Below are 25,760 nucleotides of genomic sequence, written 5' to 3' on the forward strand. Positions count from 1 at the left end.
ACGCTCACCCGCTCTTGGCGTAGTGGCGGGCGGCCTTGGCACGGTTGCCGCAGGTCGCCATGGAATGCCAGCGGCGGGTGCCGTTCTTGGACGTGTCGTAGAAGAAGAGCACACAGTCGGGGTGGGCGCACTGGCGGATGCGGTGCGGCGCTTCGGCGATCAGCCGCAGCAGGTTGTCGGCGGCGAGCCAGCCGGGTAGCCAGGCGGGGTCGGCCACCTCCGGGATGTCGCGTGGGCCGTCGTCGGTGAGTTCGCGGCGGATGCGTCCCTGGTCGAGCACTCGGTTGAGTGCGGTGTGGTCGGCGCGGGTGACCGTGTCGTATACGGCGTCACGTGCGGTGTGCAGCGCGGTGAGGGTGTGCTCGTCGGCGGGCACCCGGTCGGTCAGGTCGAGCAGCGCCAGCCAGGTGCGCAACCCGTCGAGATCGGCCAGCAGATCGCCGGGTTCGGCGCCTGCCCATCGGGTGTTGAGCAGGTCGAGAGCAGGTGGTTCGCCGGTGTGCGGACGGGGATCGCGCATGTCTGAGGCTATCAACTCACGTTCCTAACCATCAAAAAGTATTTCAAGGGTTGACGGCAGTGCTTCGTCGTCTTATGTTCTAACCATCAAAACGTTCATAGATAGTTTCCCATTCCTGGAGGACTCATGACCGCCGTCACCGCTCCCGTGCTCACCACCGGCCACATCGGGCTCAATGTCACCGACCTCGACCGCTCCGCGGAGTTCTATCGCCGTGGTCTCGGCTTCGAGGAACTCGGCAGCGGCGCCGACGGTGCGCGCCGCTGGGCCTTTCTCGGTATCGACGGTGTGCTGATGCTCACGCTGTGGCAGCAGAGCACCGGCGAATTCGCCACCGGCGCACCGGGACTGCACCACCTCGCCTTCCAGGTCGCCGACCTCGACTCGGTGCGCGCCGTCGAGTCGGCGCTGCGGGAACTGGCCACCGAGTTCTTCCACGAAGGAGTGGTCGCCCACGGCGAGGGCGCGTCCTCGGGCGGGATCTTCTTCGCCGATCCCGACGGCATCCGGCTCGAGGTGTACGCCCCGGCCGGCGCCGAATCCGCGCCCGCTCCCGCGGGTAGCGCGCCGACCTGTGGATTCTTCTGAGGAGTCGTCATGTTCCATCCGGGTGAGCTGGCCGTGCAGCAACGCCTCGGCCAGGCCGGGATCGCCGATCGCGTCGGGCGTTCGATCCGCACCGGGATCCCGGCCGTCGCCGCGGGCTTCCTCGCCGAGCAGCCGATGGTCGTCCTCGCGGCGGCCGACGCGGCCGGGCGGCTGTGGGCGAGCCCGCTCACCGGACCCGCCGGATTCGTCCACGCGATCGACGACACCACCATCGACATCACCGCGCTACCCAGTGACGACGACCCCTTGTCCGACGCGTTGACCGGCGATATCGCGGTCGGGATGATCGCCGTGCAGGCGCAGCGGCGGCGCCGGATGCGCGTCAATGGGACCGCGCGGCCGCGGCCCGGTGGGGTGCGGATCAGCACCGAACAGGTGTACGCGAACTGCCCGAAGTACATCTCACGCCGAGAGATCCGCGCTGTGTCGGCCGGGCAGGCCGGTCCGGCGCGGCACGGCACGGAACTCACCGCCGAGCAGGGGACGATGATCGCCGCCGCCGACACCTTCTTCGTCGCCACCGCCGACGCCGACGGGCACGCCGATGCCTCCCATCGCGGCGGCAACCCCGGCTTCCTCGAGCTGCTGTCGCCGACCCGGCTGCGCTGGCCGGACTATCGCGGCAACTCGATGTTCATGACCCTCGGCAACCTCGCCGTGCACCCGCGGTGCGGATTGCTGATCGCCGACTGGTCGACCGGTACGCTGCTGCAGCTCACCGGCCGGGCCGAAATCATCTGGGACACCGCCGATCTCACCACCGGTGCGCAATGCGCCGTCGACTACACCGTCGAGCGGGTGATCGAACGCCCCGGCGCGCTCCCACTGCGCTTCGGCGCACCCGAACTGTCACCGCACAACCCTTGAAAGGCGACACCGTGCGACCACCGCTGCCTCCCTTCGACCTCGACTCCGCCCGTGCCAAGGTGCGGGCCGCCGAAAACGCCTGGAACACCCGTGATCCCGAGCGGGTCGCCGCCGCGTACACCGAGGATTCGGTGTGGCGCAACCGCGACGAGTTCTTCACCGGCCACGCCGCGATCGTCGAGTTCCTCACCCGCAAATGGGCCACCGAGAACGGCTACGCACTGCGCAAGGATCTGTGGGCCTTCCACGACAACCGCATCGCCGTGCGCTTCCAATACGAATGGCACGACGACACCGGGCAGTGGTGGCGCAGCTACGGCAACGAACAGTGGGAGTTCGCGCCCGACGGGCGGATGGCCCGGCGTGAGGCGAGCATCAACGATGTGCGCATCGAACAGTCGCGACGACGGATCCTCGGGCCGCGTGCCGAGGGCGACGAATCGGTGCTGCCGCAGCACTGACGACGGTCGTGGCGTGTTTGCGGGCGCGTCGCTTGACTCGAAAGAGTGTTCGACTAATCTTGGCGACAGAACTTGTCGGTGCCGCCCTCTACTGTGGGCGCCAACCAGAGAGACACTCACCTCGAGAAGGGGACCACATCATGGCACCGCAGGCCTACGATCGCGACAAAGCGCTGGAACTGGCGCTGGCTCAGGTGGAGAAGAGCTTCGGCAAGGGCGCGGTCATGCGCCTGGGCGAAGAGGCCCGCCAGCCCATCTCCGTCATCCCGACCGGCTCCATCGCCCTCGACGTCGCGCTCGGGATCGGCGGGTTGCCGCGCGGTCGCGTCGTCGAGATCTACGGCCCGGAATCCTCGGGTAAGACCACCGTCGCGCTGCACGCGGTGGCCAACGCCCAGGCCGCGGGCGGTGTCGCCGCCTTCATCGACGCCGAGCACGCGCTCGATCCCGACTACGCCCGCAAGCTGGGGGTCGATACCGACGCACTGCTCGTCTCCCAGCCCGACACCGGTGAGCAGGCCCTCGAGATCGCCGACATGCTCGTGCGCTCGGGTGCCATCGACATCATCGTCATCGACTCGGTCGCGGCCCTGGTACCGCGCGCCGAGATCGAGGGCGAGATGGGCGACAGCCACGTCGGCCTGCAGGCCCGCCTGATGAGCCAGGCGCTGCGCAAGATGACCGGCGCGCTGAGCACGTCGGGCACCACCGCCATCTTCATCAACCAGCTGCGCGAGAAGATCGGCGTGATGTTCGGTTCGCCCGAGACCACCACCGGTGGTAAGGCGCTCAAGTTCTACGCCTCGGTGCGCCTGGACGTGCGCCGCATCGAAACCCTCAAGGACGGCAGCGACGCGGTCGGTAACCGCACCCGCGTGAAGGTCGTCAAGAACAAGGTGAGCCCGCCGTTCAAGCAGGCCGAGTTCGACATCCTCTACGGGCAGGGCATCTCCAAGGAGGGCTCGCTCATCGACATGGGTGTCGAGCACGGCTTCATCCGCAAGTCCGGCTCCTGGTACACCTACGAGGGCGACCAGCTGGGCCAGGGCAAGGAGAACGCCCGCAAGTTCCTGCTGGAGAACACCGATGTGCGCGACGAGATCGAGAAGAAGATCAAGGAAAAGCTCGGCATCGGCGCGGATCTGACCGCCGAGGCCGACGCACCCGCCGACTTCTGAGCCGATGCGCACGCCGAACCCCGGCCGCGCGCGCCGCGACTCGGCCGATCCGGTCGAGGACATGCGACGTCAGCTGGCTCGCCTCGGTATCGAGGTGCAACCGCAGTCGCTGACGTCCGAGGTGACGCGCGAACCGGGGTCGGCCACCGAACTCGCCCCGGCGGCTCGTGCCGAACGAGCCGCCCCGGGCGCGAAGGGAATTCGGTCGGGTGCGGGCGATCCGCAGCGCGCGCACCCGACCGGATTCACCGATGCACACAATCCCGCCGATTCCGCCCCGCGAACCGGTGTTGATCATGAAGAGTGGGGGAGCGGGGCGGCGACGCCCCGCCGCGCCCGGCGTTCTCGCCGATCCACGCGGCGCGACACAGACTCCCTGTCGACCGTCGTCGGTGGTGACGACGGGCGGCAGGTGGATCCGGTGGCGGCCGGATCCCCACCGGGAGAGCCCGAGAGGCGAGCCGGCACACGCCGGCTCGCCCCGGGTGACCGGCCCGGAGCCACCGTGGAACAAGCCAAGGACGCCTGCCTGCGGTTGCTGGCCGTGCGGGCCCGCAGCCGCGCCGAACTGGAGAAACGGCTCGGCGAGAAGGGTTTCCGGCTCGAGGTCACCGCAGCGGCACTCGAGCGGCTCACCGAAGTGGGCCTCATCGACGACAGCTCCTTCGCCGAACAGTGGGTACACGCCCGCCACACCTACTCCGGCAAAGGGAAGAAAGCGCTCCAGCGCGAACTGCGCGACAAAGGGGTAGCCCCCACCGACGCCGAACAGGCTTTGTCGATGGTCTCCGACGACGCCGAACGCGACCGCGCCACCGATCTGGTTCGCCGTAAGCTGCGCACCCTGCCCCGAGACTTGGACCGTGACAAGGCGGTTCGCCGCCTGGTCGGCATGCTGGCCCGTCGGGGCTACGACCAGTCCACCGCCTTCGCTGTCGTCACCACGGAACTCGATGCCGCAGGTTTCGCCCGAACCTCGGCCACCGGCACCGATTACAGCGCGAACCACGACGGCGCCGAGCAGCCAGGCACCGACGACGGCCGCGCCCGGCAGGCCCGGGCCGGCACTGCCCGAGAACCTTCCCGTGGCACCGCAGCCCCCGCACGCCGCCCCCGTCCGGAGCCCGGCGACGACGAAGCCGCCGCCGACCTGGTCCGCCGCAAACTCCGCACCACGCCCTCCGACCTCGACCGAACCAAACTCACTCGCCGCCTCGTCGACATGCTCGCCCGCCGCGGCTACAACCCCGCCACCGCCTACGCCGTGGTGAAAGCGGAACTGGCCGAAGCGGGTCGATGATTCGGTTGTCCTCGTGATCCGGGGTCGGAGAGCCGGAACGGCCGCGGGTGTCGGGGTGGGGCGTTAGCATGAGGCGGAAGTGAAACGCGGGTCCGCGCAGGTGGATTCGGGTGCTCGGTGGGCCGAGGGTGTGAGACGGGTTGTTTCGCCCGTGTTGTGGGTGGGCATCTTGGGGCAGGGCCCGTTGGGCCGCCGGACGATGGGGAGGTGGGGATCCTGGACGCACTGTGGTCGTTCGTGGTGAACCGGCGTGAGCAGTTGCTGGTCGATTCGTATCTGCATGTGTCGGCGGTGGTGCAGTCCCTGCTGCTGGCGACGGTGATCGCGGTGCTCGTGGGGATCCTGGTCTACCGGAGTCCGCTCGGATCGGCGGCGGCGACCGCGACGGCGGGCGCGATTCTCACCGTGCCGTCGTTCGCGCTGCTCGGGCTGCTGATCCCGTTCCTCGGGCTCGGCGTGGCACCGACCATCGTCGCGCTGGTCCTCTACGCGTTGCTGCCGATTCTGCGCAACACCGTGCTCGGGTTGTCCACCGTCGACCCGGCCGCCGTCGATGCCGCACGTGGCGTCGGGATGGGCCGGTGGCAGTTGCTCACCAGGATCGAACTGCCGCTGGCGTGGCCGTCGATCCTCACCGGGATGCGGGTGAGCGCCCAGATGATCATGGGCATCCTCGCGCTCGCGGCCTACGCGAAAGGCCCGGGGCTCGGCAACCTGATCTTCTCCGGGCTCGCGCGCCTCGGCAGTCCCAACGCGGTGCCGCAGGCGCTCACCGGCACCATCCTCATCGTCGTGCTCGCACTCGCGCTCGACGGCGTCCTGGTTCTGCTCGGACGGTTCACCATCTCGAGGGGTATTCGTGACTGACACCAGCACCGCCGAAACCGGCGCCGGCACCGCCGTTTCCGGGGTGGAGATCGTCCTGGACCGGGTGACCAAACGGTATCCGGAGCAGCCGGACCCCGCGGTCGAAGAGGTGAGCATGACGATCCCCGCCGGGGAGATCGTCGTCCTCGTCGGACCGTCCGGTTGTGGCAAGACCACAACCATGCGGATGATCAACCGCCTCATCGAACCGACCTCGGGCACCATCACCATCGGTGGCCGCGACGCGCTCGCCATCGACGCCGACGAATTGCGCCGTGGCATCGGCTATTCCATCCAGCAGGCCGGGCTGTTCCCGCACATGACGGTCGCCAAGAACATCGCGACGGTGCCGGGCCTGCTCGGCTGGGACCGGCGCCGCGTCGCCGCCCGCACCGACGAAATGCTCGAGCTCGTGGGCCTCGATCCCGACACCTATCGCGACCGCTACCCGCGCCAGCTCTCCGGCGGCCAGCAGCAGCGCGTCGGAGTCGCACGGGCGCTGGCAGCCGACCCACCGGTACTGCTGATGGACGAACCGTTCGGTGCCGTCGACCCCATCACCCGCGCCCTGCTGCAGGACGAATTGCTGCGCCTGCAGGGCGAACTCGGCAAGACCATCGTGTTCGTCACCCACGATTTCGGTGAGGCGGTGAAACTGGGCGACCGCATCGCGGTGCTCGGCGACCGCTCCCGCATCCTGCAGTACGACACCCCCGCCGCGATCCTGGCCGCCCCCGCCGACGACACCGTCGCGGGCTTCGTCGGCGCCACCGCGACCATCGACCGCCTGGGGCTCGCGGTCCTCGCCGACCTGGACCTCGACCAAGGCGTCGCCGTCACCGAGGACACCGACCCCGCGGCACTGACCACCGCGCTGCACGACGCGGATCGCACCTGGGGAATCGTCCTCGACCCTCAGCGTCGCCCACTGCGCCGGGTATCCAGAGACGAATCAGCACAAGCGGATTCCCTGACCGCCGCAGGCACGCCCATCGGCACGACCCTGCCTGCCGACGCCACTCTCCAAGACGCCCTCGCCGCCCTGCTCACCGAACGCACCGCCTCGGCGATCGTCCTCGACGCGAGCGGCGGTTACGCCGGTGTCGTCACCGTAGACACCCTCATCGACCATCTGGCCACGTCCGCGAAGGCGTCGTCATGATGCCCGACCAGCAGAATTCCCGACCCGACCACCGATCGACTCGAACTCTCGTCGCGGAACGGGTGGGCTCATGGTGACCGCTACCTCCTCCACTCGTCCGGTCGTCGACCTTCCCGCCGCCGCCTCCGCACTTGCCACCCAGCGGCGCGCAGAACTCCTGCGGCTGCTCGCCCAACCGGTGATCGTGCTGATCCTCACCGTCGGTGTGCTGCTGTGGGCGTTCCGGCGTGAACTCACCACCATTCAGCAGGCCAGTATCAGTGCGGGCAATATCGCCGAGGTCACCTGGCAGCACGTGCTCATCACCGCGGCCGTGGTCGCGATCGTCGTCGTGATCGCGGTGCCGCTGGGCACGCTGCTCACCCGTCGCCGGTTCCGCCGTCTCGCACCGTTTTTCGTCGGGATCGCCAATATCGGGGCGGCGGCGCCCGCGATCGGGTTGATCGTGCTGTGCTACCTGCTCACCCGGACCACCGGGTTCTGGGTGGGTGTCGCGCCGATCGCGTTCTGCTCGTTGCTGCCGGTGTTGCGCAACACGATCCTCGGCTATCAGCAGGTGGACCCGGCTGTCATCGATGCCGGTCGCGGTCAGGGTATGTCGGCCGTACAGGTGTTGCGGCGCATCGAGTTCCCGCTCGCCATTCCCTACATCCTCGCCGGGTTGCGTACGTCGCTTGTACTTGCCGTCGGTACCGCGACGCTGTCGTTCATGGTGAGCGCGGGCGGCCTCGGCATCCTCATCGACACCGGCTACAAACTGCGCGACACCGTCACCCTCACGGTCGGTGCGGTGCTCGCGGTGGCACTGGCCCTGTTCGTCGACTGGCTCGGCGCGCTGGCCGAACAGTTTCTCGGGCCGAGGGGGCTGCGGTGAGAAAGAGCAGATGGTTGCGCGGGCTGATCCCGGTCCTCGCGGTGGTGCTCGCCGGATGCGGTCTGCAATCGGGCGGTTCGGTGCCGCTGCCGGTGGGGCCGGGCAGTATCACCCCGGTTCCGGAACTCGACGGTGTCGCGGTGACGGTGGGGTCCAAGGACTTCACCGAGGCCAATATCCTCGGCTACCTCATCGAATTCGCCCTCACCGCCGCAGGCGCGAATGTGCGCGACCTGACCAATATCCAGGGCTCCAACAGCCTGCGCGACGCGCAACTCAACGGCCAGATCGATATCGCCTACGACTACACCGGCACCGGCTGGATCAACTACCTCGGCAACGAGACCCCCGAACCCGACGAACGCAAACAATTCGACCTCGTCCGCGACGCCGACCGCGCACAGCACGACATGGTGTGGGCGGCCATGGCACCGATGAACAACACCTACGCCCTGGTCACCAGCAGGCGCACCGCCGAGGAGACCGGCGTGCGCACCCTGTCGGACTACGCGAAACTGCTCGCCGCCGACCCGGCCGCGGCCGCCACCTGCGTGGGCACCGAGTTCAACGTCCGCCCCGACGGCTACCCGGGCTTGGCCCAGAAATACGGCATCGACGCGGGCAGAGCGCAGAAACAGATCGTGCAGGACGCCCTGGTCTACCAGGCCACCGCCGACGCGAAGCAGTGCCGCTTCGGCTCCGTCGCCGCCACCGACGGTCGCATCCCCGCCCTGGACCTGGTGCTACTCGAAGACGACAAGGGCTTCTTCCCCAAGTACAACGCGGCCCTGGTGATGCACGGCCCGTTCGCCGACGCCAACCCCCGCGTGGTCGACATCATGGCGCCGATCTCGGCCCGGCTCACCAACGAGGTCATCACCGAACTCAACCGCCAGGTCGACATCGACGGCCGCGAACCCGCCGACGTCGCCCGCGACTGGATGATCGCCGAGGGCCTCGTCACCGCCGGCTGACCCGCCCCGGCGCCCGAGCCGGACCACCTCCCCACGATGCCGACCGGCCGGGCCATGATGGACGGTGGCTACACACCGGCACACCGACATCGCTGGGAGGAACACGCATGACCATCGCATTCCGCAAGGTGACAGTTCTCGGGACCGGCGTCCTCGGTTCCCAGATCGCGTTCCAGACCGCTTTCCACGGCTTCGACGTGACGTCCTACGACATCGACGACAAGGCGATCGCCGCCGCCCGCACCCGGTTCGACGAACTGGCGAAGACCTACCAGGCCGAAGTGGCCGGAGCCGACACCGCCAAGACCGAGACGACGGCCGCGGGCATCACGCTGACCACCGACCTGGCTGCCGCGGTCGCCGACGCCGACCTCGTCGTCGAGGCGGTGCCGGAGTTGCTGTCCATCAAACGTGACCTGTACACGAAGCTGGGCGGCCTCGCCCCGGAACGCACGGTCTTCGCGACGAACTCCTCGACCCTGCTGCCCAGCGACATGGCCGGATTCACCGGGCGCGCCGACCGCTTCCTCGCCCTGCATTTCGCCAACCACGTGTGGAAGTTCAACACCGCCGAGGTGATGGGCACACCGGAGACCGACCCGGAGGTGTTCGCCTCGGTCGTGAAGTTCGCCGCCGACATCGGCATGGTGCCCATCGAATTGCACAAGGAGAAGGCGGGTTACGTGCTCAACTCGCTGCTCGTCCCGTTCCTCAACGCCGGCATGGGGCTGGTCGCGGGCGGCTATGCCGAACCGAAGGCCGTCGACGAGACCTGGCGCATCGGGACCGGCGCACCGATGGGACCGATGCAGATCCTCGACATCGTCGGGCTCACCACGCCCTACAACATCCTGACCAACGGCGGTCCGGAGGAGCAGAAGCTCGCCGACTGGCTGAAACAGAACTACATCGACAAGGGCAAGCTCGGCCTGTCGACCGGTGAGGGCTTCTACCGCTACACCGAATGACGCGAACGGGGCCCGGTCCAGGAGATGGACCGGGCCCCGTCGGTTCCGGGCCTACTTCTTGGTGATGTCCACGCCGGGTGCGGCGTCGGTGACGATCGAGTCGGCGGCCAGCACCGCACCGCCACCCTTCTTGCGCCGCGACCGCAGCCGCTTCTCCAACCGGGTCGCCAGGAACGACAGCGCGATATTGAGCGAGATCATGATGACCGCGATCACCATCAGGGCGGGGATCGTGTTCTGCTCCGCCGCACCGACCTGCTGACCCGAGCGCACCAGCTCCACATAGGTGATCTGGTAGCCCAGCGCGGTGTCCTTGAGCACCACCACCATCTGCGAGACCAGCGCGGGCAGCATCGCGGTGATCGCCTGCGGCAACAGCACCAGCCGCATGAGCTGGGTCTTGCGCATGCCGAGCGCGACGGCGGCCTCGCTCTGGCCCTTGGGCAGCGACCGGATACCGGCCCGCACGATCTCGGCGATGACGGAGGCGTTGTAGACGATCAGGGCGATGACCACCGCGGCCAGCGCGAGCTGATCGGACGGGAACACCTTGTAGTCGCCGAACACGGCGAACAGGAAGATCATCAGGATCAGCACCGGGATGGCCCGGGCCAGCTCGACGATCGCGCCCGCCACCCAGCGCACCCAGGTGTGATCCGAGAGGCGCAGGATGCCGAAGATCATGCCGAAGATCAGCGCACCGATGATCGAGAGCACCGCGGCCGTGAGCGTGCCCTCGAGACCGGGCAGCAGATAGGTCTCCCAGACCTCGGCCTCGAGGAACGGCTTCCACTTCTCGGCGGTGAACTGACCTTCGCGCTGGAAGGCCAGGAACATCCACACCGCGATCGCGACGAGTACCGCCGCTACCAGGACCGAGTAGATCCAGTGCCGCACCCGGGCCTTGGGGCCGGGAGCGTCGAACAGAACCGAAGCGCCTGAACTCACCGGACAACCTCGAATCGCTTGGCCAGCCAGCCGAAGAACAAGCCGGTCGGCAGGGTGAGCACGACGAAGCCGAGCGCGAAGATCGCACCGATGGCGAGCACCGCGGCCTCGTTCTCGTTCATCTCGCTCATCAGGAACGCGGCCTCACCGACGCCGATCACCGAGGCGATCGTCGAGTTCTTGGTCAGCGCGATCAGCACGCTGCCCAGCGGGGCGATGACAGCCCGGAAAGCCTGTGGCAGCACGATCAGGCGCAGGTTCTGGGCGAACCCGAAGCCCAGCGAGCGGCCCGCCTCGGACTGCCCGATGTGGACGGTGTTGATGCCCGACCGCAGCGATTCGCACACGAAAGCCGCGGTGTAGACGCTCAATCCGATGATCGCCCACCAGTAGTTGTTGTCCTTGATCGAATCACCGGCCAGCTCCCACCGCAGCGTGCTGTAGAGGCCGAGCGAGCAGAACACGATGATCAGCGTGAGGGGGGTGTTGCGGAAGATCGACACGTAGGCGGTGCCGACCCAGCGCGCGACGGGGATGGGAGACACACGCATTCCGGCGACGATGGTGCCGAGAATCAGGGCGCCGATCGCCGAGAAGAACGTCAGCTTGATGGTCACCCAGAAGGCAGCGAGGATTCGGGAGTCATACTCCGAGATCAGGTCGAACACGGACGCGCGTCCTCCGATCGATGAGAAAGGCCAGCAGGACAAAGACCGTCGCGGTGGCGCACGGCCACCGCGACGGTGTTCGGGATCAGTAGCGGTCGACCTTCGGCGGCTCCGGGACCTTGAAACCGGTGCCGGGGAAGGACTTCTCCAGCGCGGCCTTCCACGAACCGTCCGCGATCATCGCCTCGATCGCGTCGTTGATCTTGGTGCGGGCCTCGGTGTCGTCCTTCTTCACGCCGATGCCGTAGTTCTCGGTGGTGAAGGTCTTGCCCACCAGCTTGTAGGTGCCGGGCGCCTGCGCGGCGTAACCGGCCAGGATCACGTCGTCGGTGGTCATCGCGTCGATGGCACCGCCACGCAGGCCCTCGAGGCACAGCGAGTACGTGTCGTAGGTCTGCAGCTGGGCTTGCGGGTAGTTCTTCTCGATGTTCTGGGCCGGGGTGGAGCCCTTCACCGAGCAGACCTTCTTGCCCGCGAGCGAATCGGGGCCGGTGATGTCGGTGTTGTCGGCACGCACCAGCAGGTCCTGGCCCGCCACGTAGTACGGGCCGGCGAAATCGACCTTCTCCTTGCGCTTGTCGTTGATCGAGTAGGTGGCGACGATGAAGTCGACCTGACCGTTCTCGATCATCGTCTCGCGCTGCGCCGACGGGGTTTCCTTGAACGTGATGGCCTCGGGCTTCACCCCGAGCTTGTCGGCGACGTACTTGGCGACCTCGACATCGAAGCCGCTGTAGGTGCCGTCGGTGTTGCGCAGGCCGAGACCCGGCTGGTCGAACTTGATGCCGACGGTCAGCTTGCCTTCCTTGGCGTGGTCGAGCGCGCTGCCCTCGTCACCGCCGCCGCAGGCCGCCGTCACGGTGGCGGCCAGAGCCAGAGCCACAGCGCCGACGCCGACGCGCACCGCACGATTGATCCTCATCGAGTTTCCTTCTCCCTCTTGTGGTGTCGCTACAAGTCAGTGGCTGAGAATTTTGCCGAGGAAGTCCTTGGCGCGGTCGGATCGCGGTGCGGTGAAGAACGTTTCGGGCTCCGCGTCCTCGACGACCTCGCCGTCGGCCATGAACAGCACCCGGTCGCCGGCACGGCGGGCGAAGCCCATCTCGTGGGTGACCACGAGCATCGTCATGCCCTCCTTGGCGAGGGAGACCATCACCTCGAGCACCTCGTTGACCATCTCCGGGTCCAGCGCGGAGGTGGGCTCGTCGAACAGCATCACCTTCGGGTCCATCGCCAGCGACCGCGCGATCGCCACGCGCTGCTGCTGGCCGCCCGACAGCTGGGCGGGGTACTTGTCGGCCTGGTTGGCGATGCCGACCCGGTCGAGCAGGGCGAGCGCGTGCTTGCGCGCTTCGTCCTTCTTGATGCCGCGCACCTTCATCGGCGCGAGCATCACGTTCTCGAGAATTGTCTTGTGCGCGAACAAATTGAACGATTGGAAGACCATGCCCACCTCGGCGCGCAGCGCGGCGAGGGCCTTGCCTTCGGCGGGCAGATCCACCCCGTCGATGGCGATGCGGCCCGAGTCGATCGGTTCGAGCCGGTTGATGGTGCGGCACAGGGTGGACTTCCCCGAGCCCGAGGGGCCGAGGACGATCACGACCTGCCCGCGGGGCACTTCCAGGTTGATATTGCGCAGAACGTGGAGCTCACCGAAGTGTTTGTCCACGTTGTGCATCGAGATCATCGGCGGCGCGCCTGCAGTGGCAGCGGCGTCGGCTTTCCCGGTCGCGGGTGCGGCGTCGTCGGTCATGCTCAGAAACCTTAGGCGTTCTTCGGAGATTTGCCCTGCTTTCCGTGACTCGCCGTCTCGGCTCGCCGAGAAGACACCTGCCGGTAACCGGGCGGCAGCCTCCTCGTCGCGGTCGGCCTGCCCGACCGCGACGCAGGTCACCGGGGCGGTGGCCGTACCCTGGACGGGTGGATTCGAACGGACAGAATGCGACGCACGGCTCGGTCACCGAGGTGCGCACCTACGAGGTCCGCACCTTCGGTTGCCAGATGAACGTCCATGATTCCGAACGCTTGTCCGGCCTGCTCGAAGACGCGGGTTATGTGAAGGTCGCGCCGAGCGACACCCCGGACCTGGTGGTGTTCAACACCTGCGCGGTGCGGGAGAACGCCGACAACAAGCTCTACGGCACCCTCGGGCACCTCGCGCCGGTGAAGCAGGGCAGGCCGGGCATGCAGATCGCCGTCGGCGGCTGCCTGGCGCAGAAGGACCGCGACACCGTGGTACGCAAGGCGCCGTGGGTGGACGTGGTGTTCGGCACGCACAACATCGGTTCGCTGCCGGTGCTGCTGGAACGGGCACGGCACAACGAGCAGGCCCAGGTGGAGATCCTCGAATCGCTCGAGGCCTTCCCGTCCACCCTGCCCGCCAAGCGTGAATCGGCCTACGCGGGCTGGGTGTCGATCTCGGTGGGGTGCAACAACACCTGCACCTTCTGCATCGTGCCCGCGCTGCGCGGCAAGGAGGTGGACCGCCGCCCCGGTGACGTGCTCGCCGAGGTGCAGGCCCTGGTCGACCAGGGTGTGCTCGAGGTGACCCTGCTCGGCCAGAACGTGAACTCCTACGGCGTGAACTTCGTCGACCCCGAACAGCCGCGCGACCGCGGCGCCTTCGCCCAGTTGCTGCGCGCGACCGGGCAGATCGAGGGGCTCGAGCGGGTGCGGTTCACCTCGCCGCATCCGGCGGAATTCACCGACGACGTCATCGAGGCGATGGCCGAGACACCCAATGTCTGCCCGCAGCTGCACATGCCGTTGCAGTCGGGCTCGGACCGGGTGCTCAAGGCGATGCGCCGCTCCTACCGCAAGGAACGCTTCCTCGGCATCATCGACAAGGTGCGCGCCGCGATGCCGCACGCCTCGATCACCACCGACATCATCGTCGGCTTCCCCGGCGAGACCGAGGAGGACTTCCAGGAGACCCTGGACGTGGTGCGCCGGGCCCGCTTCACCAGCGCCTACACCTTCCAGTACTCCAAGCGCCCCGGCACCCCGGCCGCCGAACTGGCCGATCAGGTGCCCAAGGCGGTGGTGCAGGAACGCTACGACCGGCTCATCGCCCTGCAGGAGCAGGTGTCGCTCGAGGAGAACCAGGCGCTGATCGGCACCGAGGTGGAATTGCTCGTGGCCGAAGCGGGCAAGAAGAACGCGGCGACCGCGCGGATGAGCGGACGCTCCCGCGACGGCAGACTGGTGCACTTCCGGCCCGGCACCGACGCGGGGATCCGGCCCGGTGACCTCGTCGTCGTCGACATCACCGCCGCCGCACCGCACCACCTGATCGCCGACGGTGTCGTGAAATCGCATCGCCGCACGCGAGCGGGTGACGCGCACGAACGAGGGGTCACGCCCAAGACCGCGCCGATCGGTGTCGGTCTCGGCTTGCCGCGCATCGGCGCGCCCGCGGTCGAGCCGGTGGACAGCGGTTGTTCGACCGGGTGTCCGGCGTGAACGCCGAGGACCCGGACTCTACTACCGGTCGTAGTGGGTCGGGTGCCGAGGACGGCGCGGGGGATGGCAGAGTGGAGCCCGGCGCACACGAGCCGAGTAACCCTGCGGACAGGAGCGACGTGAACCGGGTGGGCAACGATCAGGAATTCGAGCAGTTCCGCGGCGAGATCGACGCCGTCGAACGGCGGATCGCCGGTGAGATCGATCCCGGCGCACGGGCCATGGTGGTGGCGGGCGCGGTATTCGCCCTGCTCGTCTCGCTGATCCTGCCGCACGCAGGCGCCGCGCGCGGCTTCGATGTGCTGCTGAGCACCGATGCGGCCCGCCTCGAACACATCGGGCTGCCCTCCCGCGTCTTCGTGTGGCTGGTCATCGTGTTCGGTGTCGGCTTCTCGCTGCTGGCCCTGACCACCCGGCGCTGGGTGCTGGCCTGGCTGGCCTGTGCGGGCTCGGCCGTGGCGAGTGTGTTCGGCGTGCTGTCGATCTGGCATCGCCAGACCCCCGGCCTCGGCAACTACGAGGGCGCCGGGCCCGGCATCGGCCTGATCCTTGGCACCCTGGCCGTCATGGTGCTCACCTTCCACTGGATCCGGGTGGTCTGGAGCCGCACCGCCGTGCAGCTGGCCGCGGAGGAACAGCGCCGCAATGCCGCCCGCGAAGCCGAGGAACGCGACCGCAAGCGCCTGCTGGGCGAGGAATAGCCCCCGAAACGAAGAAAACCCCGACCGAAGGCGGTCGGGGTTTCTCGTTCTCGTCAGAGATTGCTGACGGCGCCTTCGGCCGCTTCCGCCCATTCACGCCACTGCTTGGCCTGCTCGAGTGCCTTCTCCGCGTCCCGCTTCTTGCCCGCGGCCTCGGCCTTGGCGGCCTGCTCCTCGAACTGGGCGACGCGCTCGCGGAACTGCGCGGCCCGGGCGACGGCCTCCGGGTCGGTGCGGCGCCACTGCTGGTCGGCCGCGTCGCGCACCCGCTTCTCGATCGCGCGCAGCCTGCCTTCCAGCTCCTGCATCCGCTCGCGGGGGACCTTGCCGATGGCATCCCACTTGTCCTGCAGTTCGCGCAGGGCGGCGCGGGCGGCCTCGAGGCCGTTGGCCGGGTCGATGTGCTCGTAGGCGTCGAGCAGTTCCTGCTTGGCGACGGCGTTGTGCTCGAACTCCGCGTCGCGTTCGGAGACCGCCGCGTTGCGGGCGGCGAAGAACACGTCCTGCGCGCTCTTGAACCGCCGCCACAGCGCCTCGTCCGCCTCGCGGGGCGCCCGGCCTGCCGCCTTCCACTCGGTGAGCAGGTCGCGGAACACCGCGGCGGTGCCGGTCCAGTCGGTGGAGCCGGACAGCTCCTCGGCGCGCACGCACAGCTCTTCCTTGCGCGTCTTGGCGGTGGCGCGTTCGCGATCGAGCTCGGCGAAATGGGCGCCGCGACGGCGGTTGAACGCCTCACGCGCCTTGGAGTAACGCTTCCACAGCGCGTCGTCGACCTTGCGATCGACACCGCGGATCGACTTCCACTCGTCGAGGATCTCGCGCAACCGGTCGCCCGCGGCCTTCCACTGGGTGGACTCGGCGGCGATCTGCTCGGCCTCGGCGGCCAGGGCTTCCTTGCGCTCGGTGTGCTCGTGGCGGGCGCGTTCCTTCTCCTCCTTGGCGTGCGCGGCGGCTTCCTCGGAGTGCTCGGTGATGGCCTGCAGGCGGGCGGCCAGGCCGTCGATGTCACCGATGACGGCGGCGGTCGGCAACGTCTCGGCCAGCGCGAGCGCGGCGGCCTTGGTCTTGCGCGCATCGGCGCCGGCGGCCAGGCGCGCCTCGAGCAACGCCACCTCCGTGGCCAGGTCGTCGAAGCGGCGGCCGAAGTGGGCAAGGCCCTCGGCGGCGTCACCGGCCTGCCAGGAGCCGACGACACGTTCGCCGTCGGCGGTCTTCACCCAGGCGGTGCCGTCCTCGTCGACGCGACCCCATTTGCTCGGGTCGGTGGACGCGGGCACCACCACCGCGTGCGGGTGGGCCTGGTCGGGGCCGGGAGCGGGTTTCACGGCGTGTGGTTTGGGCGGACGCGCAGCCTTGCCGCCGGGCTTGGGGGTGCCGGAGGGTCGCGGACCCGGACCGGGGGTGGGCTTCGCGGTTCCGTTGCTGTCGGTCATTGCTCTCCGTCCCTGCCGCGCGTCACGGCTGCCTGGTTACGCTCTAGCACATCCCATTGAACCCGCTTCGAGCCGAGGAAACCATCGATCCCGGGGATCGGATGCCGCGTTTCCTGGGATTTCGTCCCGGACGACGGGGGTGGGCGCATCAGAAAACACTAGCAATCTCGCGGGGCGTCACGGCGCCGGACACTCGCTGACCCCGGTGCGCTCCTCCTGCGCCGGATGCTGGTGCGGGCCACCGGTGCGGCTACGGTTACCTCGTGTTCTCGATAGCGGCCCTGGTCCCGTCGCCGCCGATGCTGGTGCCACAACTGTGCGGACACCAGGTGGCCTCCGGCGATGCTCCCGACGAGCCGGTGGTGGTGTTGCGCGCGGCTGCGCTCGAGGCCGCCGCCACCCTCGCCGACCGTGCCGATCGCTGGGTCGTCGTCGGCGCAGGCGCGCGTGCCGAAACGTTCGACCCCGGTGTGCGGGGGACTTTCCGTGGCTTCGGCGCCGATGTCGTCGTCGGTCTCGGCCCGGGCGCGAACGCCGACGCACCGGCAGACCCCCAGCTTCCGCTGCCCGTCCTGATCGCCGCGTGGTTGCGGGAGCAGGCCGCGCCCGGCGTCTCCGTGCGGGCGCGAGTGATCGCCGCCGACACAACACCGGGGGAGTGCGCCCGCTTCGGTGCCGACCTGCGCGCCGAACTCGACGCCGATCCGGCGCCGTGGGCGGTGCTCGTCGTCGCCGACGGAGCCGCCACCCTCACCCTCAAATCCCCGGGCTACCTCGACGAGCGCGCCGCCCCGTTCCAATCGGATCTGGATGCGGCCCTGCGCGACGGCTCCCGTGCCGGGCTCGCCGCACTCGACCCCGACCTGTGTGCGCAACTGCGGGTCGAGGGTCGCGCCGCTTACCAAGCGTTCGGCGGCCTGTTCGCCCCCGATCCGGCCGACCCGCGGGTCCGCACCCTCTACCAGGGCGCACCGTACGGCGTGGGCTACGACGTGAGCGTGTGGGAGGCCGGCCGATGACGAAGCGTCCCGTCGCGGTCGTCGGACCCACCGCGACCGGGAAGTCCGATCTGGCCCTCGACCTGGCCGAACGGCTCGACGGCGAGATCGTCAACATCGACGCGATGCAGCTGTACCGCGGCATGGACGTCGGTACCGCGAAACTGCCGCCCGCGCAGCGGCGCGGCATCCCACACCACCTCCTCGACGTTCTCGACGTCACCGAGACCGCCACGGTCGCCGCCTACCAGAGCGCGGCCAGCGACATCGTCGAGGACATCATGGCGCGCGGCCGTATCCCGGTGGTCGTCGGCGGCTCGATGATGTACGTGCAGGCGCTGCTCGACCAGTGGGACTTCCCGGCCACCGACCCCGAGGTGCGGGCCCGGTGGGAAGCGGTGCTGGCCGACGGCGGTGCCGCGGCCGTGCACGCGGCGCTGCGGGCGGCCGACCCGGTCGCGGCCGACACCATCCTGCCCACCGACGGGCGACGGATGGTCCGCGCACTGGAAGTCGTCGAACTCACCGGCAAACCGTTCGCCGCCTCGGCCCCGACCATCGGCGCACCGCGCTGGGACACCGTCATCGTCGGCGTCGACCGGGAGACCGCCGCCCTCGACGCCCGCATCGAGGCCCGCACCGCGCACATGTTCGACTCGGGCCTGGTCGAGGAGGTCCGCACCCTGCTCGACGCCGGACTGCGCGAAGGCCAGACCGCGCGCCGCGCGATCGGGTACGCCCAGGTGCTGGCCTACCTCGACGGCGAATACGATCTCGCGCACGCCCGCGAACGCACCCTCATCGGCACCCGCCGCTATGTGCGACGGCAGCGCTCGTGGTTCCGCCGCGACCCGAGGGTGACCTGGGTCGACGGCGCGGACCCCGACCTCGCCGCCACCACGCTCACCCTGCTCGACGAACAGACAGGACGGACCGCGCAGTGACCCGACGAGTGAGTACCCGCAACGCCTCGGTGCAGGTGTGGCAGGCCTACCTCAACAACCGGACCAAGCGTCATCGCGACGGCCGCTTCCTCGTGCAGGGCGTCCGCCCGATCACCCAGGCCCTGGCCAACGACTGGCCGCTGGAAACCCTGCTGTACCGGCTCGGCACCCCCGATCTGTCCAGCTGGGCGCGCGAACTGCTCGACACCACCGACATACCGCAGGTGGGTCTGGTTCCCGAGCTGATGGCCGAGCTGGGGGAGAAGTCGGGCACGATTCCCGAGATCGTGGCCGTCGCCCATTCGCGTCAGCCCGACCTGGACACGTACACGCCCGGCGAACCGGGCGAGGACTTCCCGGTCGTCGTGGTCTTCGACCGGCCGAACTCGCCCGGCAACCTCGGCACCCTCATCCGCTCGGCCGACGCCTTCGGGGCCTCGGGCGTGATCGTCACCGGTCACGGCGCCGACCAGTTCGACCCGCAGGCGGTGCGCGCCTCCACCGGTTCGCTGTTCGCCGTGCCCGTCCTGCGCGCGTCGGGCCCCGCCCAGGTCGTGGAGTTCCGCGACCGGCAGGTGGCGCGCGGTATCCCCACCCGCATCGTGGGCACCGACGAACACGCGCCGTCGACCATCTACGACTACGACTTCACCGAGGCCACCATCCTGGTGGTCGGCAACGAGACCACCGGCATGAGTTCGGCCTGGTCGCAGGCCTGCGACGACCTGGTGACCATCCCGATGGGCGGCACCGCCAGCTCGCTCGGCGCCCCGTCGGCAGGCGCGATCGGCCTGTACGAGATCGCCCGGCAGCGCCGCACCTTCGCCCGATGACGGGCTCGGCGCCCGCACAGGGGACAATGGCGGACGTGTCCGACATCGAATTCAGCAAGGGCCACGGCACCCAGAACGACTTCGTGGTGCTGCCCGACCTCGAGGTGCGTCTCGACCTGAACGCCGACCGCGTCGCCGCCCTGTGCGACCGCCGTCGCGGCCTCGGCGCCGACGGTGTGCTGCGCGTGGCCAAGGCGGGCGCCCTGCGCGAGGCCGGCGTGCTCGACACCCTGCCCGACGGTGTCGCCGACGACGACTGGTTCATGGACTACCGCAACGCCGACGGGTCGATCGCCGAGATGTGCGGCAACGGCACCCGCGTGTTCGCCCACTACCTCAACGCCACCGGCCTGGAAACCCGCACCGAGTACGTGGTCGGCAGCCGCGCGGGTGGACGACCCGTCGAGGTGCACAGCGCGGGCCCGGTCGACGGCGAGGTCACCGTCGACATGGGCGCCGTGCGTGAGCTCGGCAGCTCCACCGCCACCCTGGCCGGCTGGGCACTGTCCGGAATCGGCATCGATGTGGGCAATCCGCACCTGGCCTGCGTCGACGAGAGCCTGACCGCCGACGCGCTTGCCAAGCTCGATCTCAGCGTGTCGCCCGGCTTCGACCCCGACCTGTTCCCGCACGGCGTCAATGTCGAGATCCTCACCGCGCTGGGTCCCGACAACGCCGTCGACATGCGCGTCTACGAGCGCGGTGTCGGCGAGACCCGTTCCTGCGGAACCGGAACCGTCGCCGCCGCGGCCGCCGCGCTGACCGCCGCCGGAGTGCCGGTCGGGTCGGGTCGGGGCGAGGTCACCGTGCGCGTACCGGGCGGGCAGGTGCGAGTCACCATCGACAACGGCCGCGCCTGGATGCGTGGCCCCTCGGTCCTGCTCGCCGCGGGCACACTGTCGCGCGACTGGTGGAACGCGCAAGCCCAGGGATAACCGGATGCGCCGTGTCACTGTGACGTGGCAGCATGGAAGGCGTATGACGAAACCAGAAGTACCCTCAGACACCACATCGGACCGCGACACCACCGCGGCCGATGCCGACGTGGCCGCCGACCGCGGCGACGTCGACGACGCGCTGGCCCGCCACGCGGCGCGGATGCAGCGCCCGGGCTGGTCACCCGAACCGACCGTCGGTGAGATGCAGCTCGACGAACGCACCTCGTTGCGTCGCGTCGCGGGGCTGTCCACCGAGCTCACCGACATCACCGAGGTCGAATACCGCCAGCTGCGCCTGGAACGGGTCGTGCTCGTCGGCGTGTGGACCACCGGCAGCGCCGCGCAGGCCGAGGCGAGCATGCTCGAGCTGGCCGCACTGGCCGAGACCGCGGGCTCGGAGGTCCTCGAAGGCCTCATCCAGCGCCGCGACAAGCCCGACCCGGCCACCTACATCGGCTCCGGCAAGGCCGAGGAACTGCGCACCGTCGTCCTCGACACCGGCGCCGACACCGTGATCTGCGACGGTGAACTCACCCCCGCCCAGCTCACCGCGCTGGAGAAGGTCGTGAAGGTGAAGGTCATCGACCGCACCGCGCTGATCCTCGACATCTTCGCCCAGCACGCCACCTCCCGCGAGGGTAAGGCCCAGGTCGCGCTCGCCCAGATGGAATACATGCTGCCGCGGCTGCGCGGTTGGGGCGAGTCGATGTCGCGGCAGGCCGGTGGTCGTGCCGGTTCCAACGGTGGTGTCGGTCTGCGTGGTCCCGGTGAGACCAAGATCGAAACCGACCGCCGCCGCATCCGTGAGCGAATGGCCAAGTTGCGCCGCGAGATTCGCGAGATGAAGACCGCACGCGACACCATGCGCGCGCGCCGCAGCGCCAGCGGGGTGCCGTCGGTGGCCATCGTCGGCTACACCAACGCGGGCAAGTCCAGCCTGATGAACTCCCTGACCGGCGCGGGCCTGCTGGTGCAGGACGCGCTGTTCGCCACCCTCGATCCGACCACCCGCCGGGCCGCGCTCGACGACGGTCGCGAGATGGTGTTCACCGACACCGTCGGCTTCGTGCGTCATCTGCCCACCCAGCTGGTCGAGGCGTTCCGGTCCACCCTGGAAGAGGTCACCGGCGCCGACCTGCTGCTGCACGTGGTCGACGGGTCCGACCCGTTGCCGCTCGAGCAGATCCGCGCGGTGCGCGAGGTCATCACCGACGTGATCAAGGAGCAGGGTACGGCGGCTCCGCCGGAACTGCTGGTGGTCAACAAGATCGACGCCGCCGACCCCGACGAGCTCACCCGCCTGCGCGGGCTGCTGCCGGGCGCCGCGTTCGTGTCGGCCCGCACCGGCGCGGGCATCGAGGAGCTGCGCGAACGCCTCTCCGAGGTACTCGGCGGGCTCGATGTCGACATCAGTGTGCTGCTGCCCTACAGCCGGGGTGACCTGCTCGCCCGCATCCACGCCGACGGCCGGATCATCTCCTCCGATCACGAGGAGGGCGGCACCCGCGTGCGCGCTCGGGTGCCACACGCGCTGGCGGCGGCCCTGTCGGAATTCGCCCATTCCGGACCTGCGGAGTCGGCTGGTCGATAGCCGGGTTGCCGCGCGTTTGCGGCCGACACCGATGCGACACAGCCATATTCGCCGCGCTATGGTCGATTGTCGACAGCAGGAGGGTGTTATGTCGAACGACCAGAAGAACGAAGTCGAGCAGGGCGACCACGTTCTCAGTGATGGTGCGCCGTTGAATCCGGCGCCGAGCGAGTGGGAGATCCGGGCCTTCGAGGCGGTGTTCGCACCGGTGCGTGCCTGGGCCAGCCCGCGCTTCTACGGTTTGGAGAACATTCCGGCCGAGGGCCCGGTGCTGATCGTGGCCAACCACAACCTGCTCGGCGGGATCGATGCGCCGCTGTTGATGCCCGCGATCCTGCGGGAACGGGGGCGGTTGGTGCGTGGTCTGGCCGAGCATGTGCTGATGGTGCCGGGTGTGCGGGAGATCCTGCACCGTTTCGGTGCCGTGCGCGGTACCAGGTCGAACTGCCTCGCGCTGCTCGAGCGCGGCGAGGCGGTGGTGGTGTTCCCCGGTGGCGGTCGTGAGGCGATCCGCCGCAAGGGGGAGAAGTATGTGCTCAAGTGGGAGGGCCGCACCGGGTTCGCGCGGATGGCGATCCAGGCCGGCGTTCCCATCGTGCCGTTGGCGATGATCGGTATCGACGATGCCTTCGACATCGTCTTCGACGGCCAGCATCCGGTGATGTCGCCACTGCGGTGGACGTGCCAACTGCTCGGCATCAACCCCGAGCTGAACCCGCCGCTGGTGAAGGGCATCGGGCCGACCCCGATTCCGCGCCCGGAACGGTTCTACTACTCGGCGGGCGCACCGATCGATCCCACCCCGTGGATCGGCACCGACGACATCGACAGCGCAGCCGCCGACCTGCGTGACGTGGTGCAGAAAAGCCTGGAGGAGGAGCTGCAGTTCCTGTTCTCCGAACGTGAGCGCGATACCGGCCGCGGCCTCATCGGCCGATTGCGGAGCGCGCTGCCCTTCTGACCCGGCCGAGCGGTGGGTGTTCGCGGAATACCCACCGCTCACCTCGCGTTACGCGCTATACGGACCAAGGTCCGAATAGTGAGAGGCGAGGTCGATGGTGGCACAGGTGCAGGTGATTCCGGGCGCGGACCGCAGGTACTGGCGCACCGAGTGGCTCGACTCGCGCCAATCGTTCCCCGTGACCGGCAATTTCGTGCTCGAGGACTACGCGCACGGGCTGCTGCTGGTGCACAACGAGGACATCGTCGACCCCGGCGAGGGCTTCGACACGCATCAGCATCGTGACACCGAGATCCTGACGTGGGTGCTGGAAGGCACAGTGGTGCACCAGGATTCGGCGGGCAACTCGGGACTGATCCGGCCCGGCCTCGCGCAACGGATGAGTGCGGGTACCGGCATCCTGCATTCCGAACGCAACGGCGCAGGCTGGACGGAGCGGGAACGGCTGCACGTGGTGCAGATGTGGATCCCGCCGGACGCGCTCGGTGCGACGCCGAGCTATCAGGAACTCGATGTCGACGGTGCGTTGCGCCGCAACTCGCTGGTGCCGGTGGCCTCCGGCATGCCGAGGTATCGAGGCGACGCCGCGATCGGAATCGGCAACCGCCACGCCACTTTCCATGTGGCGCGGCTGGACCCGGGCCACAGCATCACCGTTCCCGACGCACCGTACGGTCACGTGTTCATCGCCCGGGGCAGTGTCGACTACGAGAACCACGGCGCGCTCGGGCAGGGCGACGCCGTGCGGCTCACCGCGACGGGCGGCCACCGCGTGACTGCGACGACCCCCGCCGAGGTGCTGGTCTGGGAGATGGACGCGGCGGCGAGCCGCTGACCTCACACCTTGCGGATGACGGTGACGACTTTCCCCAGGATTTGCGCGTCGTTTCCTGGGATCGGTTCGAAATGTGGGTTGTGTGGCATCAGCCACACGTCTTTGCCGGTGCGCTTGAAGGTCTTCACGGTCGCCTCGCCGTCGATCATGGCCGCGACGATGTCGCCCCCCTCGGCGACGTTCTGCTGACGCACGACCACCCAGTCGCCATCGCAGATCGCGGCATCGACCATCGACTGGCCGACCACCTTGAGCAGGAACAGCGACCCGTCGCCGACGAGTTCGCGCGGCAGCGGGAACACTTCCTCCACCGCCTGCTCGGCCAGGATCGGCCCACCGGCGGCGATCCGGCCGAGGACCGGAACGAAGGTGGGAGTGGGGCGGCTCGGATCGGCCACGTCGTCCACGGGTTCGGCGGGCAGGGTGGTGACCGCGCGCACCGCTTCGTCGAGTCCGCGCACATTCACCGCGCGCGGCCGGTTCGGGTCGCGGCGCAGATAGCCCTTGCGTTCCAGGGCGCGCAGCTGATGGGCCACCGAGGAGGTGGAGGTGAGCCCGACCGCGTCGCCGATCTCGCGGATGCTCGGCGGGTAGCCGCGTTCGGTCACCGAGGAGCGGATGACCTCGAGGACCGTGCGCTGACGCACGGTGAGATCCGCGCCGGATCCCGATGTGACGGTGCCGGTAGCGCTTTCGTCACCCGTGTCGTCTGTGTGGGTCACCTGTCCCGCCCTTCCGCTTGTCGAATTCGCCTCTCTCACGCTAGTCGGGCCACGCCGAAGTATCAAACATCTGTTCGAGCATGTCGGGCGTTTCGTGCTGACATGTGCGTCGCCGCGTGGTAGAAATCGAACATCAGTTCGTCGCACAGGTGTTCGAACAGGTTCGGTCATCGTCGCCTCACCTGCCCTTTCATCCAGCGGAGCACACCACCCCGGAGGTTCTTCCGATGAGCACAGCGATCAGCGCCTTGCGTTCCTACGATCCCGCCGAAGTCCCCGAACCGGTGCTGCGTCGCCGCCGAACCGCCCGCGCTCCACGTCCTTTCGCGCTCGTGCGCGGACAGGGCAGGAACGGTGCGGCGCGGCGGGAAGTCGCCGCACGTTTCATCCCGCATCCGCCGCAACCCCCGGCCGCGCCGGTCCGGCGCTCGCGCGAGGCCGAGGTGGTTCGTGGTGCCGAGCTCCGGGCCAGGGGTGCGCGCACCTTCGACATCACCGAGGCCGAGGTGGATCTCGCGTTCGCGACCGTGCCCCGCTGGGAGTCGACGCGGTCGCGCTCCGCCACCCGGGCGCTCGTCGGAGACCCGTCGCCGATCGAAGCGCCGACCCGGCGGGTGCATGCGGGTGTGCGGGCGTCCGATCGTGGGCCGGAATTACGTGGGCCGCGCTCGGAGCAGGCGCTCTACGCGCGAGTGGTCGGTTCCCGTGCGCGCGGTGCACATCCGATGGTGCGGGTGCGTCAGGCGCAGGCGGGCTTGGCGGCGCTGGCCCTCACGGCACTGGTGACCGCGTTGATCGTGGTGACGTTCTTGGGATTGGCGCATCTGCGGGCGGGCAGCTTCGGCGAGTGGACCGAGTCCACGCCCGGAATCTCCCAGCCGGGTGACCACCCGCAGGTCGGCTTGTTCGAAACGCGACCCCAAAACTAGAACACGTTGCTACCGTG

The 25,760-nt window shown here is 68.9% G+C and carries 26 protein-coding genes and 2 pseudogenes; 21 read left to right on the forward strand and 7 right to left on the reverse strand.

Translation table 11 applies throughout. The features are described 5' to 3' along the window. Positions 1-4: 4 nt before the first annotated feature. Positions 5-520, reverse strand: coding sequence for a CGNR zinc finger domain-containing protein (locus ACSVDM_RS00290; RefSeq protein WP_067492733.1), 516 nt, complete (start codon positions 518-520; stop codon positions 5-7). 126 nt (positions 521-646) lie between these two features. Between ACSVDM_RS00290 and ACSVDM_RS00295 the strand changes: the two genes are divergently transcribed. The 11 genes and pseudogenes from ACSVDM_RS00295 to ACSVDM_RS00345 all read left to right on the forward strand — a co-directional run bounded on the left by ACSVDM_RS00295 (position 647) and on the right by ACSVDM_RS00345 (position 9,780). Next, complete coding sequence (locus ACSVDM_RS00295) at positions 647-1,108, forward strand: VOC family protein (RefSeq protein WP_439261856.1); 462 nt, start codon at positions 647-649, stop codon at positions 1,106-1,108. 9 nt (positions 1,109-1,117) lie between these two features. After that, complete coding sequence (locus tag ACSVDM_RS00300; protein WP_439261858.1) at positions 1,118-1,996, forward strand: pyridoxamine 5'-phosphate oxidase family protein; 879 nt, start codon at positions 1,118-1,120, stop codon at positions 1,994-1,996. An 11-nt stretch (positions 1,997-2,007) separates the two neighbouring features. Continuing rightward, entirely contained in the window at positions 2,008-2,457 is a 450-nt protein-coding gene (locus ACSVDM_RS00305) for a nuclear transport factor 2 family protein (protein ID WP_439261860.1), read from the forward strand. A gap of 140 nt (positions 2,458-2,597) precedes the next feature. Beyond that, the gene (gene recA / locus ACSVDM_RS00310) at positions 2,598-3,635 is read left to right on the forward strand and encodes a recombinase RecA (protein WP_067492737.1); all 1,038 of its coding nucleotides are present in this window, start codon (positions 2,598-2,600) and stop codon (positions 3,633-3,635) included. Positions 3,636-4,056: 421 nt separating this feature from the next. Beyond that, positions 4,057-4,599: pseudogene (recX, locus tag ACSVDM_RS00315) on the forward strand (recombination regulator RecX); the annotation flags it as partial. Positions 4,600-4,776: 177 nt separating this feature from the next. Next, positions 4,777-4,935: pseudogene (locus ACSVDM_RS00320) on the forward strand (recombination regulator RecX); the annotation flags it as partial. Positions 4,936-5,151: 216 nt separating this feature from the next. Next, positions 5,152-5,802, forward strand: a complete 651-nt coding sequence (locus ACSVDM_RS00325; RefSeq protein ID WP_067636695.1) for an ABC transporter permease — start codon at positions 5,152-5,154, stop codon at positions 5,800-5,802. After that, a complete protein-coding gene (locus tag ACSVDM_RS00330) occupies positions 5,795-6,964 on the forward strand; it encodes an ABC transporter ATP-binding protein (protein ID WP_439261862.1) in 1,170 nt (389 codons plus the stop codon). Before ACSVDM_RS00325 ends, ACSVDM_RS00330 begins: the two co-directional genes overlap by 8 nt. 73 nt (positions 6,965-7,037) lie before the next feature. Further along, a complete protein-coding gene (locus ACSVDM_RS00335; protein WP_439262629.1) occupies positions 7,038-7,838 on the forward strand; it encodes an ABC transporter permease in 801 nt (266 codons plus the stop codon). Beyond that, complete coding sequence (locus ACSVDM_RS00340; protein ID WP_439261864.1) at positions 7,835-8,812, forward strand: glycine betaine ABC transporter substrate-binding protein; 978 nt, start codon at positions 7,835-7,837, stop codon at positions 8,810-8,812. Before ACSVDM_RS00335 ends, ACSVDM_RS00340 begins: the two co-directional genes overlap by 4 nt. A gap of 107 nt (positions 8,813-8,919) precedes the next feature. Beyond that, positions 8,920-9,780, forward strand: a complete 861-nt coding sequence (locus tag ACSVDM_RS00345; RefSeq protein WP_439261866.1) for a 3-hydroxyacyl-CoA dehydrogenase — start codon at positions 8,920-8,922, stop codon at positions 9,778-9,780. Positions 9,781-9,831: 51 nt separating this feature from the next. On the opposite strand, the gene ACSVDM_RS00350 is transcribed toward ACSVDM_RS00345, so the two are convergent. The 4 genes from ACSVDM_RS00350 to ACSVDM_RS00365 all read right to left on the reverse strand — a co-directional run bounded on the left by ACSVDM_RS00350 (position 9,832) and on the right by ACSVDM_RS00365 (position 13,083). Next, complete coding sequence (locus ACSVDM_RS00350; protein WP_067636327.1) at positions 9,832-10,728, reverse strand: amino acid ABC transporter permease; 897 nt, start codon at positions 10,726-10,728, stop codon at positions 9,832-9,834. After that, the gene (locus ACSVDM_RS00355) at positions 10,725-11,396 is read right to left on the reverse strand and encodes an amino acid ABC transporter permease (protein WP_067636325.1); all 672 of its coding nucleotides are present in this window, start codon (positions 11,394-11,396) and stop codon (positions 10,725-10,727) included. Before ACSVDM_RS00355 ends, ACSVDM_RS00350 begins: the two co-directional genes overlap by 4 nt. Before the next feature lie 85 nt (positions 11,397-11,481). Next, the gene (locus ACSVDM_RS00360) at positions 11,482-12,318 is read right to left on the reverse strand and encodes a glutamate ABC transporter substrate-binding protein (RefSeq protein ID WP_067492748.1); all 837 of its coding nucleotides are present in this window, start codon (positions 12,316-12,318) and stop codon (positions 11,482-11,484) included. Between the two features lie 36 nt (positions 12,319-12,354). Beyond that, positions 12,355-13,083, reverse strand: coding sequence for an amino acid ABC transporter ATP-binding protein (locus ACSVDM_RS00365; RefSeq protein WP_166655747.1), 729 nt, complete (start codon positions 13,081-13,083; stop codon positions 12,355-12,357). 233 nt (positions 13,084-13,316) lie between these two features. Here ACSVDM_RS00365 and miaB point away from each other — a divergent pair, with 233 nt between their 5' ends. Together miaB and ACSVDM_RS00375 are read left to right on the forward strand one after the other, a co-directional pair. Continuing rightward, a complete protein-coding gene (miaB, locus tag ACSVDM_RS00370) occupies positions 13,317-14,858 on the forward strand; it encodes a tRNA (N6-isopentenyl adenosine(37)-C2)-methylthiotransferase MiaB (protein ID WP_439261869.1) in 1,542 nt (513 codons plus the stop codon). 119 nt (positions 14,859-14,977) lie between these two features. Beyond that, complete coding sequence (locus tag ACSVDM_RS00375; protein ID WP_439261871.1) at positions 14,978-15,559, forward strand: Rv2732c family membrane protein; 582 nt, start codon at positions 14,978-14,980, stop codon at positions 15,557-15,559. Positions 15,560-15,612: 53 nt separating this feature from the next. On the opposite strand, the gene ACSVDM_RS00380 is transcribed toward ACSVDM_RS00375, so the two are convergent. Then, positions 15,613-16,992 carry a DUF349 domain-containing protein gene (locus tag ACSVDM_RS00380; RefSeq protein ID WP_067492753.1) on the reverse strand — a complete coding sequence of 460 codons (1,380 nt, stop codon included), beginning with the start codon at positions 16,990-16,992 and terminating at the stop codon, positions 15,613-15,615. Between the two features lie 263 nt (positions 16,993-17,255). Between ACSVDM_RS00380 and ACSVDM_RS00385 the strand changes: the two genes are divergently transcribed. The 7 genes from ACSVDM_RS00385 (at position 17,256) to ACSVDM_RS00415 (ending at position 24,092) form a co-directional block, all read left to right on the forward strand. Beyond that, positions 17,256-18,011 (forward strand): hypothetical protein, encoded by a 756-nt coding sequence (locus tag ACSVDM_RS00385; protein WP_439261874.1) that lies wholly within the window; start codon positions 17,256-17,258, stop codon positions 18,009-18,011. Next, positions 18,008-18,934, forward strand: coding sequence for a tRNA (adenosine(37)-N6)-dimethylallyltransferase MiaA (gene miaA / locus ACSVDM_RS00390; RefSeq protein WP_439261876.1), 927 nt, complete (start codon positions 18,008-18,010; stop codon positions 18,932-18,934). The genes ACSVDM_RS00385 and miaA overlap by 4 nt, the downstream gene beginning before the upstream one ends. Continuing rightward, positions 18,931-19,767 carry a TrmH family RNA methyltransferase gene (locus ACSVDM_RS00395; protein ID WP_439261878.1) on the forward strand — a complete coding sequence of 279 codons (837 nt, stop codon included), beginning with the start codon at positions 18,931-18,933 and terminating at the stop codon, positions 19,765-19,767. Before miaA ends, ACSVDM_RS00395 begins: the two co-directional genes overlap by 4 nt. A 44-nt stretch (positions 19,768-19,811) precedes the next feature. Then, entirely contained in the window at positions 19,812-20,702 is an 891-nt protein-coding gene (dapF, locus tag ACSVDM_RS00400) for a diaminopimelate epimerase (RefSeq protein ID WP_439262633.1), read from the forward strand. A 163-nt stretch (positions 20,703-20,865) separates the two neighbouring features. Beyond that, entirely contained in the window at positions 20,866-22,296 is a 1,431-nt protein-coding gene (gene hflX / locus ACSVDM_RS00405; RefSeq protein ID WP_439262635.1) for a GTPase HflX, read from the forward strand. An 88-nt stretch (positions 22,297-22,384) separates the two neighbouring features. Further along, complete coding sequence (locus tag ACSVDM_RS00410) at positions 22,385-23,257, forward strand: lysophospholipid acyltransferase family protein (protein WP_067492761.1); 873 nt, start codon at positions 22,385-22,387, stop codon at positions 23,255-23,257. Positions 23,258-23,351: 94 nt separating this feature from the next. Continuing rightward, positions 23,352-24,092, forward strand: a complete 741-nt coding sequence (locus ACSVDM_RS00415; protein WP_439261881.1) for a pirin family protein — start codon at positions 23,352-23,354, stop codon at positions 24,090-24,092. A gap of 2 nt (positions 24,093-24,094) precedes the next feature. Here the strand turns inward: ACSVDM_RS00415 and lexA are convergent, their stop codons facing one another. Next, complete coding sequence (gene lexA, locus ACSVDM_RS00420; protein WP_181696961.1) at positions 24,095-24,814, reverse strand: transcriptional repressor LexA; 720 nt, start codon at positions 24,812-24,814, stop codon at positions 24,095-24,097. A gap of 227 nt (positions 24,815-25,041) precedes the next feature. On the opposite strand from lexA, the gene ACSVDM_RS00425 reads away from it, so the two are divergent. Beyond that, positions 25,042-25,743, forward strand: a complete 702-nt coding sequence (locus ACSVDM_RS00425) for a hypothetical protein (RefSeq protein ID WP_439261883.1) — start codon at positions 25,042-25,044, stop codon at positions 25,741-25,743. The last annotated feature ends 17 nt before the right edge of the window (positions 25,744-25,760 follow it).

This window comes from Nocardia sp. JW2 (genome assembly GCF_051843015.1).
GTDB classification, from domain to species: Bacteria; Actinomycetota; Actinomycetes; order Mycobacteriales; family Mycobacteriaceae; genus Nocardia; species Nocardia coubleae.